Origin of the sequence: Tianweitania aestuarii, from assembly GCF_018457165.1 — a bacterium.
Taxonomy (GTDB): Bacteria; Pseudomonadota; Alphaproteobacteria; order Rhizobiales; family Rhizobiaceae; genus Tianweitania; species Tianweitania aestuarii.
This window is the reverse complement of sequence record NZ_JAFMNX010000001.1, coordinates 1283154-1297615: the sequence shown is the minus strand read 5'-3', so window position 1 is coordinate 1297615 and position 14462 is coordinate 1283154. Positions and strand designations below refer to the sequence as shown.

General features: G+C 60.9%; 12 protein-coding genes. 4 read left to right on the top strand and 8 right to left on the bottom strand.

Annotated features, from left to right (window positions below):
• Positions 1 to 355 precede the first annotated feature (355 nt).
• The gene (locus JYU29_RS06395; protein WP_213983857.1) at positions 356 to 688 is read left to right on the top strand and encodes an SMR family transporter; all 333 of its coding nucleotides are present in this window, start codon (positions 356 to 358) and stop codon (positions 686 to 688) included.
• 23 nt (positions 689 to 711) lie between these two features.
• Here the strand turns inward: JYU29_RS06395 and JYU29_RS06390 are convergent, their stop codons facing one another.
• From JYU29_RS06390 to JYU29_RS06370, 5 genes are read right to left on the bottom strand one after another with little or no spacing between them, the layout of a single operon-like run.
• On the bottom strand, positions 712 to 1587 hold the full coding sequence (locus tag JYU29_RS06390) for an alpha/beta hydrolase family protein (RefSeq protein ID WP_213983856.1): 876 nt from the start codon (positions 1585 to 1587) through the stop codon (positions 712 to 714).
• Between the two features lie 38 nt (positions 1588 to 1625).
• Positions 1626 to 3260 (bottom strand): molybdopterin-binding/glycosyltransferase family 2 protein, encoded by a 1635-nt coding sequence (locus tag JYU29_RS06385; RefSeq protein WP_213983855.1) that lies wholly within the window; start codon positions 3258 to 3260, stop codon positions 1626 to 1628.
• A complete protein-coding gene (locus tag JYU29_RS06380) occupies positions 3257 to 3949 on the bottom strand; it encodes an XdhC family protein (RefSeq protein WP_213983854.1) in 693 nt (230 codons plus the stop codon). Before JYU29_RS06380 ends, JYU29_RS06385 begins: the two co-directional genes overlap by 4 nt.
• A gap of 2 nt (positions 3950 to 3951) precedes the next feature.
• Positions 3952 to 4284 (bottom strand): XdhC family protein, encoded by a 333-nt coding sequence (locus tag JYU29_RS06375; RefSeq protein ID WP_213983853.1) that lies wholly within the window; start codon positions 4282 to 4284, stop codon positions 3952 to 3954.
• A gap of 21 nt (positions 4285 to 4305) precedes the next feature.
• Entirely contained in the window at positions 4306 to 4803 is a 498-nt protein-coding gene (locus JYU29_RS06370) for a flavin reductase (RefSeq protein WP_213984301.1), read from the bottom strand.
• Positions 4804 to 4930: 127 nt separating this feature from the next.
• Between JYU29_RS06370 and JYU29_RS06365 the strand changes: the two genes are divergently transcribed.
• Genes JYU29_RS06365 through purB form a run of 3 tightly spaced genes read left to right on the top strand, consistent with a single transcriptional unit; the run spans position 4931 to position 8381 of the window.
• Positions 4931 to 6016 (top strand): branched-chain amino acid ABC transporter substrate-binding protein, encoded by a 1086-nt coding sequence (locus JYU29_RS06365; protein WP_250157195.1) that lies wholly within the window; start codon positions 4931 to 4933, stop codon positions 6014 to 6016.
• Positions 6013 to 7029: a P1 family peptidase gene (locus JYU29_RS06360; protein ID WP_213983852.1), complete on the top strand. Its 1017-nt coding sequence runs from the start codon at positions 6013 to 6015 to the stop codon at positions 7027 to 7029. The genes JYU29_RS06365 and JYU29_RS06360 overlap by 4 nt, the downstream gene beginning before the upstream one ends.
• A gap of 50 nt (positions 7030 to 7079) precedes the next feature.
• Positions 7080 to 8381 (top strand): adenylosuccinate lyase, encoded by a 1302-nt coding sequence (gene purB / locus JYU29_RS06355; RefSeq protein ID WP_213983851.1) that lies wholly within the window; start codon positions 7080 to 7082, stop codon positions 8379 to 8381.
• A gap of 65 nt (positions 8382 to 8446) precedes the next feature.
• Here the strand turns inward: purB and JYU29_RS06350 are convergent, their stop codons facing one another.
• The 3 genes from JYU29_RS06350 to JYU29_RS06340 all read right to left on the bottom strand — a co-directional run bounded on the left by JYU29_RS06350 (position 8447) and on the right by JYU29_RS06340 (position 14461).
• Positions 8447 to 9265: a tetratricopeptide repeat protein gene (locus JYU29_RS06350; RefSeq protein WP_213984299.1), complete on the bottom strand. Its 819-nt coding sequence runs from the start codon at positions 9263 to 9265 to the stop codon at positions 8447 to 8449.
• A gap of 338 nt (positions 9266 to 9603) precedes the next feature.
• Entirely contained in the window at positions 9604 to 11442 is a 1839-nt protein-coding gene (ilvD, locus tag JYU29_RS06345) for a dihydroxy-acid dehydratase (protein ID WP_213983850.1), read from the bottom strand.
• A gap of 115 nt (positions 11443 to 11557) precedes the next feature.
• Positions 11558 to 14461 carry a valine--tRNA ligase gene (locus JYU29_RS06340; RefSeq protein WP_213983849.1) on the bottom strand — a complete coding sequence of 968 codons (2904 nt, stop codon included), beginning with the start codon at positions 14459 to 14461 and terminating at the stop codon, positions 11558 to 11560.
• Position 14462: the final 1 nt, after the last annotated feature.

The window sequence follows — 14462 nt, the reverse complement described above, 5'->3', positions numbered from 1 at the left end:
GTTATCCACACTGTCCCGATCAATATCTTGTGCCGGCTATTTGCCAGAAACAAATCCTTGCTCCAGGCAGACCGTACTCAGTATTTAGAAGAGACGCAGTGCCCAGAAGGCCGGCGAAGTTGGGGCACCAATCCCAGCGGAGGCTAGAAAGGGATCTGCGAGCTGAGAGGGACAAGTCGTCAAAACCGACTTGTTCCCTCCAGCGCCCTTGTTGCTTTCGCAACGTGTGATCACTGCCAAAGTGTTGTTCACTCGTCAACAGACCCGATCTGGGTCAAGGCGTCGGGTCACAGCACCTGATCATGACAAGCCGTCTTCGTCTGCCGTTTGAACAGAACCATCAGGAACCTGGCCGATGCAGCCCTACGTGATTCTCGTTCTTGCGATTGCAGCCGAAGTGATCGGCACCAGTGCATTGAAGGCGTCACAGGGTTTCACGCGTGTCGGCCCCTCCCTCGTGGTGGCTCTAGCCTATGGCGCTGCCTTCTACCTTCTGGCTCGCGTGTTCAGCACCATTCCCGTCGGCATTGCGTATGCGATCTGGTCGGCCGGCGGCATCATCCTGGTCACGCTCGTAGCCTGGGCGCTCTACAATCAGCGACCGGATGGTTTCGCGGTTCTCGGCATGTCTCTGATCATTGCCGGCGTACTCGTCATCAACCTCCTGTCGAAGACGAGTACGCACTAAAATTGCGCTGCCAAATCGCTAAATCAGCCTGAATTGCCCATCCAATTCAGCGTTTCGCGCCAGTCAATCATGCGAATAGGCGTGCCATGCGACCCGCTTTCGAAGCGAATGAAGCGGGTCGGATAGGTCGGGCTGGCCGCTCGGATCTTGCGGAAGAATGCTTCCTGCTTCTCCACCGGAAACACCGGATCGCGGCTGCCTTGCGCGAAAACCACCGGAACTTTCGCCTTGAAAGCTGCACTCGTCAGGAAGTCATCGTCCCACAGCGACCCAAGCAGCAGCAGTCCACCCAGCTTACTTAGGACCTCCGGCTTACGCGCCAAAGCCCAGCAAAGCGCCCCTCCCATGGAACCGCAGGCCACGAAGACCCGCGCTTTTGGTGACGCGTCGCTGTAGTGCTTGATGAGTTCAGCGATCTGCGCCGCGCCTTTATCACCGAAGTCAGGAAAGTCCGGCGACAGATAAAGACCGCCGTTGGCGGCCATCAAGTTCTTGATCCGGTTAAAGTTTCCGCCAAAGGTGAAGTCGTCCACACCCTGCTTGCGCGAGCCGCCCTGCCCGTGAAGATAGAGCACGATCATGCTCGCATTCTCACGCTTGCCAACCGCGACATGACTGATCTTTGCGCCGCTATCGCTCACCAGCGCCAGATCCTGCTGAACCCCACGCACATTGGTTGAGATGTAGCTGGGCTTCACGCGCCGCTCAGGAATGGCATCGCGACCGTTGATGTCGCGCATTTCCTGATAGTCGATCGTGACATGTGCGCCGTTGTCCGAGGTCGCGAGAACTGCCGGATACGCGAACAGCTTGTCCTTGAACGGCTTCAACTGCTCGGCCTGAGCGGGCAGCGAAAAAGGTAGGGTCGTGGCGAGAAGAGCGATAATGAGTCGGCGCATGGCTCTTTGTCACCCATCTCCGCCGCCAACGCCACGGTTTATCCCGGCAGGATACCGCCTGCCGCCTGAAGTGCCGCCGGTGTGTCGACATCGACACTGGCCGCCTGACCAAGCTCTATATCGACCACTTCAAACGCGCCCGACTCGATGATCGCGCGTGCGCCGGTGTCGCCATGAAGCGCAGCGATCTCCGCAAAACATGCACGTGGCAGTATGACTGGATTGCCGCGCTTACCATCGTTCGTTGCCCTGACGATTACCGTTCCGCCTCGCGCTTCGAAAGTCTTCTTCATGCGCGCGAGATCCTCGGCGCCTACCTCCGGCATGTCACCAAGCACCACCAAGACCCCGGATACATCTGACGGAAGTGCTGCCAACCCGGTTTGCAAGGAGGTCGCCATACCCTCCGCATAAGCCGGGTTGAGGACGGCCTTCACCGGCAGTCCGACGAGCGCTGCGGTGATTAGATCCGCCTGGTGACCCGAGACAACCGTCGCGGTTGCGGCACCGCTTTCAAGAACACGCGACACAACGCGCCGGATCAGCGGTTCGCCACCAAACTTCGCCAGCAGCTTGTTTTTACCGCCCATACGGCTTGAGCGTCCCGCGGCGAGGACGATAGCGTGTACCTTCAGCCCCTTGAAACCAGCCTCGCGCTTTTCTCCAAACGGCTGCGTTCGTTCTCGCGGCGCAGGACGGGTGGCAATCTCTCCCAGAAGCCCACCGACGCCCATGCCGGAGAAGACGCGATCCGTGATTTCAAGCCCGGCGAGGATGCGATCCAGCACCCAATCAAACCCGTTCTCCTTAGGACTGCGAGAACAGCCGGGTGCGCCGATCACAGGCTTGCCCTCCAGTTCACCCAGTACCAGCAGATTGCCGGGATCAACGGGCATACCGACCCGCTTCACCACGCCGCGTGCAGTTCGAATGCCTGCAGGAATGACATCATGCGCATCGCTCACAGCCGATGCGCCAAACACGAGGATCAGCTCACACTCTTCAGCAACAGCGCGAAGCGTCTGCGCTAACGCACCAGCATTGTGGGCGATTCGCTCTTCTCGGATAATGCGGCTACCGGATCGGTCGAGCCGGGCTTGTGTGACGCCGGCGGTCTTGTCGAGCACCGATGCTTTTAGGCCGGCACGTTCCGTCTGGATCAAGGCAACCCGCGCCGACCTGAACGCTGCCACCTCCAGCGGCGAGGTTTCGCTAAGCTCGGCCCTAACCGCTTGCACATCGGCAAGTGGGACAGCGAAGGGGATGATCTTCACGGTCGCGATCATCTGCCCCTGACGCACCGTCGCGAAAGGCGCAAGCGTCGCCACGGTCACCGCGGGATCGACGCTGTTCATCGCATCGACCACTGCCTTGTCGACGATGAAGACGCCGGCCGTCTTCGCATGCAGGTTCACGCGGCCGGTGCCGGCATCACGGATCTCGATGTTTCGGCCACCGAGACCTTCCGCCACCCGCGCGGCGGCGTCGTTTTCGTTGAGATCGCCTGCTTCTAAAGTCGCTGCGACTACCGTTGTCACGCCAGCTCGCTCAAGCGCGCCTACATCCCCCGCCGTCAGATGGTGGGCCTTCTTAAACCGAAGCGAACCCGCACTCACTGCATGCGCCAGCACGACGCCTTCCGCATTGCGTACGGGAACAGGCCCGAACTTCATCCCGCCACGCCGATACGGCCACGCATGGCAGCAATGACTTCGCCAAGAACAGCGACCGCAATTTCTGCTGGATTGGATGCGCCGATATCAAGCCCGATCGGTGCACGGATCGTTCGAAGCTGGTCTTCCGACACGCCACTTTCCGCCAGGCGCGCCAACCGGGTTGCATGTGTTTTTCTGCTTCCCAAAGCACCAACATAAAAACAGCCGGCCTGCAAAGCTGCCTTTAATGGATAGTCGTCAATCTTCGGATCATGCGTCAGCGCAGCCAACGCGCAAAAAGCATCCAGCGGCTGGCGGGCAAGAACCTCTTCCGGCCAATCCGCATGAAGGGTCGATCCGGCAAATCGCTCGGGCGTTGCGAAGGCGGTTCGAGGATCAATCACCTCCAGCTCGAAGCCTGCGATTCGCGCCATAGGTGCCAGCGCCTGGCTGATGTGAACGGCGCCGATAATCACAAGGCGGGGCGACGGCAGGTGGACATTCAGGAACAGAGCGCACCCGTCCACCTCGACCTGCCTGGACTGGCCGGATCGAAAGGCTTCCCGCAGTGTTTCATCAAGCGGATCCTGTGCGACATCTGCCTGACGAACAAGGCGTCCGCTTCCGGTTACGAGGTCGGTAACGACGACCGCGGCGCGCCGCACGCGGCGTTCCTCATTCAAGGCAAGGAGAAGCGCGCGATCCACGATCAGACCAAAGGCTCGACGAAGACTTTGATGCGGCCTCCGCAGGACAATCCGACGCGCCACGCGGTTTCGTCAGCAACACCGAATTCTAGCATGCGTGGATTGTTCGATGCGATCACATCAACCGCTTCTGCAATAACGGCACCCTCGACGCAGCCGCCCGAGACCGACCCTTCGAAGTTTCCTTCCGCGTCGATCACCAGCTGACTGCCGGCTTGGCGCGGCGCAGAGCCCCAGGTTTCTACAACCGTCGCCAGGGCAATCTGCCGGCCTTCAGCGGTCCACGCTGCTGCGATGTCAAGCGGATTGAGGTGCGGACTGTCCGGTGCGCTCATGGATTGGCTCCTCGGCCTCGTTCAACCCAACGCTCGATAGCTGCGGCCGTGATAGATCAGCGGCTCGTGGCTTTCGCCAACCCGCAAACCCGTCACCTTGCCGAATAGAATGCGATGCGTGGCGACATCCTTGGCTTCGATGACACGACAATCGAACGTCGCAAGCGCACCAATGAGCGCCGGCGCACCTGTTTCGATCGTGTCCCACTGGGCACTTGCGAAACGCTCATCCGCAGACAGGCCGGTCAGACCGGAAAAGGCATGCGACACGTCGATCTGATCGGAGCTCAGCGTGTTCAAGGCGAAGACGTCGTTCTTGACGAACAAGTCGTTGCTCGCACTGGACCGATTAAGGCACACCAGAACCGTCGGTGGGCTATCCGACACAGAACAGGCCGCAATCACGGTCGTACCGCGACGACCAGCCGACCCGTCGGTGGTGACGACATGCACGGCACCTGCAAACAGGCTCATCGCCTCGCGGTAATCGCCGGGTTCAACCTTGTTCTGCTTCAACACGCTTGTATCCATTCCTTCTTCGGCGATATAGGCGGCCGCTTCCGCGCTGCAAGTCGCCGGCAAGCAGTTGCACGCGAGGGAGCTAGGCTTTAGGTCTGAACGAGCGCCAAGCGTTTGGACATTACCCTTGCCCCTTCGATACCGCCCTTTCCTGACCGGTCTCATCCTTATCAGCACCATTGCTGCCGGGACACCCGCACGCGCTGATGTCATCGGCGTTGCCGCACCGCTTTCCGGATCCTCGTCCTTGCTCGGCCAGCAGTTGCGCAACGGCGCGGAAGCGGCGGCAAAGGCGATGACTGATCGCCCAATCACGCTTGAGGTTCAGGACGACCTGTGCACCGCCGAAGGCGGAGCGACCGCAGCCCGCCATTTTGTTGAAATGAAAGCTGACTTTGTGATCGGCTTCCTGTGCACGGACGCCATCAACGCTGCGATGCCCTTTCTTTCGCAGGCCGGCATTCCCGTTGTCACACCCGGCGTGCGTACAAACAGCCTGACCGACAATCGCGAGAAAACCGGCTGGCCGATTTACCGTATCGCGCCCCGGGACGACGCCGAAGAGCAGGCGGTGGCAGGTTTGCTTCTTCCGCTTTGGCGCGACACGCTGTTTGCCATCGTGGATGATGGAACGATCTATGGCCGCAATCTCGCGGAAAGTTTTCGCTCAGCCGCTGAAGCCACCGGCCTGAAGCCAACCTTCGTCGACACTTTCCGGCCGCAGCTGGAGAACCAGATTGGACTGGTTGGCCGCCTGAAGCGCGCAGGGGCGACGCATGTGTTTGTTGGTGGCGATCGCGAAGACGTCGCGATCATGGGGCGTGACGCCCAGCAGCTCGACTATGACCTCACGCTCGCCGGCGGCGAAGCGCTGCGCGCGGCAACCGTGAACACCCTTCCTGCCGTAGGCACCCTGATGATCGCGCCGCCCGACTGGTCGACCGAAGCCACAACGGAAACCCTGCTGCAGTTGCGCACCGCCGGCATCGAGCCGGAAGGCTATGTCATGCCGGGCTATGCGGCGGTAGAGATCGCGGCCAAGGCGATCGCGGATGCAGCGGCCAAAGGCAAGAGCGCGCGCAGCATTCTCGACACCGAGGATTTTTCGACCGCGATCGGCACCATCCGCTTCAACGAACAGGGCGATCTCGCCGCAAACCCTTATCGGCTGTACCGTTTCGATGGCTCTCAGTTCGTGGGGCTCGATCCGTGAGCCTTCGCCCCGGCCCGCGCAATCTCCTTACGGATGTCGCAGGGCTGCGCGTCGGCCAAGCGGGCGATGTTGACTTAAATTCCGGCACGACGGTTGTGCTTTGCGATCAGCCAGCCGTGGCCGCGGTGCAGGTGCTGGGTGGCGCGCCAGGCACCCGCGAAACAGATCTGCTTGAGCCACATAATTCCGTCGAGACTGTCCACGCACTGGTTCTGTCGGGCGGCTCGGCCTTTGGACTTGATGCGGCATCGGGCGTACAGGCTGCGTTGCGTGAGAAGGGCATCGGCTTCCAGGTACGTGGCGCCGTCGTTCCCATCGTGCCCGCCGCCATTTTGTTCGACCTTTCAAATGGCGGCAACAAGGAATGGAGCCGCTTTCCGCCGTATCGCGATTTCGGCTACCAGGCCGTAACGAGCGCATCCGAAGACTTCACCCTCGGCACCGCCGGTGCTGGCGTCGGCTGCCTCACTGCCGGCCTGAAAGGTGGCCTCGGTTCCGCATCGACGCTGCTACCCAGCGGCCACACCGTGTCAGCGCTTGTGGCAGTCAATGCCATGGGCGGGGTTACGGTCGGCGATCAAGGCGCGTTCTGGTCCGCACCCTTCGAGATGGATGATGAGTTCGGCGGCATACCCTATCCACATCCCTTGCCCGCAGATGCCGGCGCGGTGCGGCTGAAGTTCCGCGATCCGCAGCCGGTGGAAGCCACCACGATCGCCATTATCGCGACCGATGCCGCGCTCACCAAAGCTGCCGCCAAGCGTCTGGCCATTGCCGCGCATGACGGCTTTTCCCGTGCCATCTGGCCTGCTCACACGCCAATGGATGGTGATCTTGTTTTTGCCCTCGCCACCGGCAGGGAGCCCGCGCCATTGAGCACGGAAGATGCCATCGCGATCTACGCTGCCGGCGCTTCCACGATGGCACGTGCCATCGCGCGCGGCGTTTATGCTGCCACTCCCGCGCCCGGCGATCTCATGCCGAGTTGGGGACGCTTGTATAGCCGCAATTGAGGCGCAGCCCGCACTCTGATAGAGCCCGCTTTTAAGTCGAGAGGTCCCGCATGATCCCGCGTTATTCCCGCCCGGAAATGGTTTCCATCTGGTCGCCAGAGACCAAGTTCCGGATCTGGTTCGAGATCGAGGCTCATGCCTGTGACGCTCTGGCCGAACTCGGCGTCATCCCCAAGCAAGCCGCCAAGACGATCTGGGAAAAAGGCAATGCGGCAACCTTCGATGTTGCCCGCATCGACGAGATCGAGGCCGTGACCAAGCATGACGTCATCGCCTTCCTGACCCACCTTGCCGAATTCGTCGGTCCGGACTCGCGCTTCATTCATCAGGGCATGACGTCGTCTGACGTGCTCGACACCACGCTGAACGTGCAGCTCGTGCGCGCAACCGACATCCTGCTTGCCGGGCTCGACCGTTTGCTTGCCGCGCTGAAGACCCGCGCCCTTGAGCACAAGGACACGGTTCGCATCGGCCGCAGCCACGGCATCCATGCCGAGCCCACGACGATGGGCCTGACCTTCGCGCGGTTTTATGCCGAGATGGACCGCAACAAGGCACGGCTGCTCGCTGCCCGCGAGGAGATTGCCACCTGCGTCATTTCAGGCGCAGTCGGCACCTTCGCCAACATCGATCCTCATGTTGAAGAGCATGTCGCCGCAGCCATGGGTCTGACGGCTGAGCCTGTTTCTACGCAGGTCATCCCGCGCGATCGCCATGCGATGTATTTTGCGACGCTCGGCGTGATCGCCTCCTCGATCGAGAATGTGGCGATCGAGATCCGCCACATGCAGCGCACCGAAGTTCTGGAAGCGGAAGAATTCTTCTCGCCGGGCCAGAAGGGCTCGTCGGCAATGCCGCACAAGCGCAACCCCGTGCTGACCGAGAACCTGACCGGTCTCGCCCGTCTGGTTCGCATGTCGGTTGTGCCGGCGATGGAAAACGTGGCGCTCTGGCACGAGCGCGACATCAGCCATTCCAGTGTCGAGCGCGCCATCGGCCCCGACACCACCGTGACACTCGACTTTGCGCTGCACCGGCTTGCAGGCGTGATCGAAAAGCTCGTGATCTATCCTGAGAACATGTTGAAGAACATGAACAAGTTCAAGGGACTGGTGATGAGCCAGCGCGTTCTGCTTGCGCTCACCCAAGCGGGTGTCAGCCGCGAAAACGCTTACCGCCTCGTTCAGCGCAACGCGATGAAGGTGTGGGAAAAGGGCGCCGACTTTCTGGAGGAGCTTCTGGCCGACACGGAAGTGCGTGCAGCGCTGTCGGAAGAAGAAATCCGCGAGAAGTTCGATCTTGGCTACCACACCAAGCATGTGGACACGATCTTCAAGCGCGTGTTCGGCTAGACCGGATAGGCACAAAGGCTCAAAGCCGAATGACAAAGAGCGGGCCAAGCCCGCTCTTTTTGTTTCTACCGTGAACCCTTGGTCAGCATGTCCTGCGCCAGCAGGATGGCACTGCGCCGATCGCGTTCGTCGGCCAGCGCAAAAGCTTCTTCCTGCATGCCGCGGATCCAGGGTTGGTCGCTCGGTGTCGCGCGCTCAAGAGCTGCCGTCATCATCGCCAGACCGCGCGTGACCTTGCCGCTGTGGAACAGGAGATTGCCGAGCGTCGCCTGCGCGCCGGCATGGCCTTTCTCGGCTGCAAGCTGCAGCCAGCGCCCTGCCTGGCGAATGTTCGAGCGAACGCCGTCACCCTGCAGATACATCTTGCCGACTTCATACTGCGCATCCGGATTGCGATAGGTCGCAGCGGCGCGCATGTAGTAATCATTGGCCGCGGAAAGGTCGGCATCCACCGGGCTGCCGGGAATGCCGGACTTCAGGTAACGGCCAAGCGCTACGAGCGCGTCGGAGATATAGGTGTCTTCCGGGCTGCCGGGCTCGACTTCCTGGCGTGCGATCTCGGAAAAGAACTTGAAGGCCTGGTAATCGTCGCGGCCAACGCCATCGCCTTCGGCATACATACGCGCCAGCTTCCACTGTGCGCCTATCTGGCCATTTTCAGCAGCGTATTTGTAAGCTTCGACAGCCTGGTCCTTGTGACCGCTCTTGTAAGCGGAAAAACCGAACTTGAAGACCGCCCACGGGTTGGAGCCGGGCTCCACCACCTTCTTCTCGTCCAAAGCGCGCGCCGCCCCGGTTCCGGCAAAGGATCCGCAAGCAACCGCAGCCGCAAGCAGGAAAGCTCGCGTTGCCCCGGCAGGTATCCTGCGCTGGCGCTTGTTCATCACTGACGCGAAGGGTGAAGCGGACATCGGAATCGCAGCTTGAGCCGCAATCGAATGCGCATAACACAACCCTGATACAACTCGTGCGTTCATACCTACCCCGGCCGCAGTATGCGGCATACGCCGATCGAGCCAAGCCCCCTTTGCACCGATCGAACAGCTTCGAGGTGCGCCGGGTTTATGGCACAAAGTGGGCGTGTGATCCCCGGTGACTGGTATAGACGAGGCTTGGTCAAAGGAGTGTTGCTGAATCGCAACGAGATGACCGAAGGCGTTTTATTTGCTGGAAACAAGAAAGGCCGCACTGGGGCGGCCCTTCTTCAGCTATGTGGCGATCTTTACTCTTCAGGCACCACGCGCACGGCGCCTCTGGCCGCGCTGGTGGTAAAATGGGCATAAGCGCGGAGCGCGTCCGACACCTTGCGCTTGCGCTGCTCCGAAGGCTTCCACCCAGCTTGATCCTGTTGAGCGCGACGCTGGTCGAGCTCCGCCTGTTCCACCAGAAGGTCGATCGAGCGGTTCGGAATATCGATCGCGATCATGTCGCCTTCGCGTACAAGACCAATCAAACCGCCTTCCGCGGCTTCCGGCGAAACGTGGCCGATCGACAGTCCAGACGTGCCGCCGGAGAAACGGCCATCGGTCAGGAGCGCGCAGGATGCACCGAGTCCCTTCGACTTCAGATAGCTGGTTGGATAAAGCATCTCCTGCATGCCGGGACCGCCACGCGGGCCTTCATAGATGATGACCACGACATCACCGGCCTTCACCTCGTTGCTCAGAATGGCCTTCACTGCCGCATCCTGGCTCTCATAGACCTTGGCCGGACCGGTGAACTTCAGGATCGACTCGTCGACGCCAGCCGTCTTCACGACGCAGCCATCAACGGCAATGTTTCCCTTCAGGACGGCTAGTCCACCATCCTTCGAGAACGGATGCTCGGCGCTGCGGATGACGCCGGTCTCGCGGTCAAGATCGAGCGCGTCCCAACGACGATCCTGGCTGAACGCCGTCTGCGTCGGGACGCCACCGGGCGCCGCCATATAGAAGTTGCGGACATTGTCCTGCGTGGTGCGCGAAATATCCCAGAGGTCGATCGCGTCGCCGATCGTGCCGCTATGCACGGTCGGGCTGTCGCGATGGATCAAGCCGGCTTTGTCGAGCTGGCCCAGTATCGCCATGATTCCGCCGGCACGATGCACGTCTTCCATATGGACATCGTTCTTGGCCGGCGCGACCTTGCAGAGCACCGGCACACGACGCGACAGCGCGTCGATATCGTCCATCGTAAAGTCGATCTGCCCCTCATGCGCAGTCGCAAGGATGTGCAGCACCGTATTGGTGGATCCACCCATCGCAATGTCGAGCGTCATGGCGTTCTCGAACGCCTTGCGGTCGGCGACGTTGCGCGGCAACACGCTGTCATCGTCCTGCTCATAATAGCGCTGGCAGAGATCAACGGCGACATGGCCGGCTTCCACGAACAGGCGCTTGCGGTCGCCATGCGTCGCCAGCGTCGAGCCGTTACCTGGCAGCGAGAGGCCGAGCGCTTCGGTCAGGCAGTTCATCGAATTGGCCGTGAACATGCCAGAGCACGAGCCGCAGGTCGGGCACGCCGAGCGCTCGATGGTCTTGACGTCTTCTTCGGACACCCGGTCATCGGCTGCCGCCACCATGGCGTCCACGAGATCGAGCGCATGTTCCTTGCCCTGCAGCACGACCTTGCCGGCTTCCATCGGACCGCCTGACACGAACACGGCCGGAATATTCAGCCGCATCGCGGCCATCAGCATGCCCGGCGTGATCTTGTCGCAATTGGAAATGCAGACCATGGCATCGGCGCAGTGCGCGTTGACCATGTACTCGACGCTGTCGGCGATCAGCTCGCGCGATGGCAGCGAATACAGCATGCCGTCATGGCCCATCGCGATACCGTCATCGACGGCGATCGTGTTGAACTCCTTGGCGACACCACCGGCCGCTTCGATCTCGCGCGCCACGAGCTGGCCGAGATCCTTGAGATGAACGTGCCCCGGTACGAACTGCGTGAAGGAGTTCACCACGGCAATGATGGGCTTGCCGAAATCGCTGTCCTTCATGCCGGTCGCGCGCCAAAGGCCGCGAGCGCCGGCCATGTTGCGACCGTGGGTGGTAGTACGGGAGCGATAAGCAGGCATGATACTCTGTCCAATTTTCGGGCGACCTCGCCTCCGAGGTCATGTGGGCGCTCGCATGGTGGAAGGGCAAAATGATGAAGTTACGCGCTGACTGCGCGTAACTTCATCAAGCCGTTCAAGTGTTTTGGACCCTTTGCAGGGCTGCGGTCAACTTTTCCACATCCTGCGTCAAAGCCACCTTCTTCTCACGCTCGGCTTCGACAACGTCCTCGCGGGCATTGGCCACGAACTTCTCGTTCGACAACTTCTTGTCGATACGCTCGATCTCGGCCGTTGCCTTGCCGATCTCCTTGGTCAAACGCGCCGTCTCGGCGCCGACATCGATCAGGCTGCCGAGCGGCAGGCAGATCGTGGCCTCACCAAGCACCAACTGAGCCGCTTGTCCGGGCGCAGCATCGGCAAACGCGATATCCCCGACACGCGCGAGGCGCTTGATCGCACTCTCATGCCGAGCAAAGCGCGCCTGGGTTTCAGCCGAAGCGTCCACCACGACGATCGGTGCGACGGCACCAGCGGGCACATTCATCTCCGAGCGCACCGAGCGGATGCCGCTCACCAGATCAATCAGCCAGTTTACGTCCGCCGCAGCATCCGCATCCTCGAAGGATGGTGCCGGCCACTCGGCATGGCAAAGCAGCGTCGAGCGTGGCGTGTCGCGGGCCGTATGTGCCCAAAGCTCTTCCGTCATGAACGGCATGAACGGATGCAACAGCTTGTAGATCTCGTCGAGCACGAAAGCGGCAACGGCATGGCTTTCCGCCTTGGCTGCTTTGTCCTCGCCCATAAAGACAGGCTTCAGGAGCTCAAGATACCAGTCGCAGAACTGGTTCCAAACGAAGCGATAAGCAGAACCCGCTGCTTCGTTGAAGCGATAAGCCTCGACTGCTTCCGTGATCTCGCGCGACGTGCGGGTCAGCTCGGTCAGTATCCAACGGTTCACCGGCAGCTTGGCATCGGCCAGCCAGAAGGCGTCGTTGCGCTTAGCGCCGTTCATGTCGGCGAAACGCGTGGCGTTCCATAGCTTGGTGCCGAAGTTGCGGTAGCCAGCGATACGTGCCGGGTCGAGCTTCACGTCGCGGCCCTGCGCCGCCATGATGGCCAGCGTAAAGCGCAGCGCGTCCGCACCGTATTCGTCGATCAGATCCAACGGATCGATAACGTTGCCCTTAGACTTCGACATCTTGGCGCCGGTCTTGTCGCGGACTAGCGCGTGAACATAGACCGTGTGGAAGGGCTCTTCATCCATGAAGTGAAGACCCATCATCATCATTCTGGCAACCCAGAAGAAAATGATATCAAATCCGGTAACCAAGACGTCGGTCTGGTAGTGCTTGGCTAGTTCAGGCGTGTCATCCGGCCAGCCAAGCGTCGAGAATGGCCACAGCGCCGATGAGAACCAAGTGTCGAGCACGTCCTCGTCGCGCGTCAGGATCGAGCCGGGCTCGTAGTTCTCCAGACGCTCCTGAACCCAAGCTTTCCAAGGACCTTCATGGGCGAGGTAGTGCTGCACGGCCGCTTCAAGCGCGGCTTCTTCGTCCTTCTCAACGAAGACGCTGCCGTCCGGGCCGTACCATGCCGGGATTTGGTGTCCCCACCAAAGCTGACGCGAAATGCACCAGGGCTGGATGTTTTCCATCCAGTCGAAATACGTCTTCTCCCAGTTCTTCGGCACGAAGTTGGTGCGCCCTTCGCGTACCGAAGCAATGGCCGGCTCAGCCAGGGTCTTGGCATCGGCGAACCACTGGTCCGTCAGCATCGGCTCGATGACGACGCCAGAGCGATCGCCGAAGGGCTGCATGATCTTCTTGGACTCGACATAAGGAACGGCGTTGCCTTCCTCATCGAGACGCGTGACGGCGAGGCCATCGGCACTGATCGCATCGACAATGCGCTGGCGTGCTTCGTAGCGGTCGAGACCGCGATATTCCTCCGGAACCAGATTGATGCCGTCGATGTCGTCTTCGCTCGGCAGTTCGCCCGACCGTGCAATCTCCATGGCGCGTTGCGACTCACGCGCATAGGCCTCGCCATCGGCGCGCATCCGCGCCTGGCTGTCCATCAGGCGGTACAACGGAATGTCGTTGCGCTTGGCAACCTGGTAGTCGTTGAAGTCGTGCGCGCCGGTGATCTTCACCGCGCCGGAGCCGAACTCCGGATCGGGATATTCATCGGCAATGATCGGGATCAGCCGGCGATGCTCCTTCGGACCAACCGGGATTTCGCACAGCTTGCCAATGATCGACTTATAACGCTCGTCATCCGGATGCACAGCGACAGCACCGTCGCCCAGCATGGTCTCGGGGCGCGTGGTCGCGATCGAGATGTAGTCACGCTCCTCCGAGAGCACGACGTTGCCGTCGGTATCCTTCTCCACATAGGTGTAGGTCTCGCCGCCGGCCAGCGGGTACTTGAAGTGCCACATATGGCCGTCGACATCGCGGTTCTCGACCTCAAGATCGGAGATTGCGGTCTCGAACTGCGGGTCCCAGTTCACGAGACGCTTGCCGCGATAGATCAGGCCGTCCTTGTAAAGCGAGACAAAGACCTCGATGACAGCCTTCGACAGGCCTTCATCCATGGTGAAGCGCTCACGCGACCAGTCGCAGGACGCGCCCAAACGACGAAGCTGATTAAAGATCAGCCCGCCGGATTCGTTCTTCCACTCCCAGACCTTGTCGATGAAGGCTTCGCGGCCAAGCTCGCGACGGCTCGGCTGACCTTCGGCAGCTAACTTACGCTCCACAACCATCTGCGTGGCGATGCCGGCGTGATCCATGCCCGGCTGCCACAGCACATTCTTGCCGCGCATGCGCTCGAAGCGGACCATAATGTCCTGCAGCGTGTTGTTGAGCGCGTGCCCCATATGGAGCGAGCCGGTGACGTTCGGCGGTGGAATAACGATGGTAAAGGGCTCGGCGCCCTCGGCTGAGCCAGCACCGGCGCGGAACGCATCCGCTTCCTGCCAGAGTTTCGCGATACGCGGCTCGACGGACTTCGAGTCGTAGGTTTTCTCTAGCATT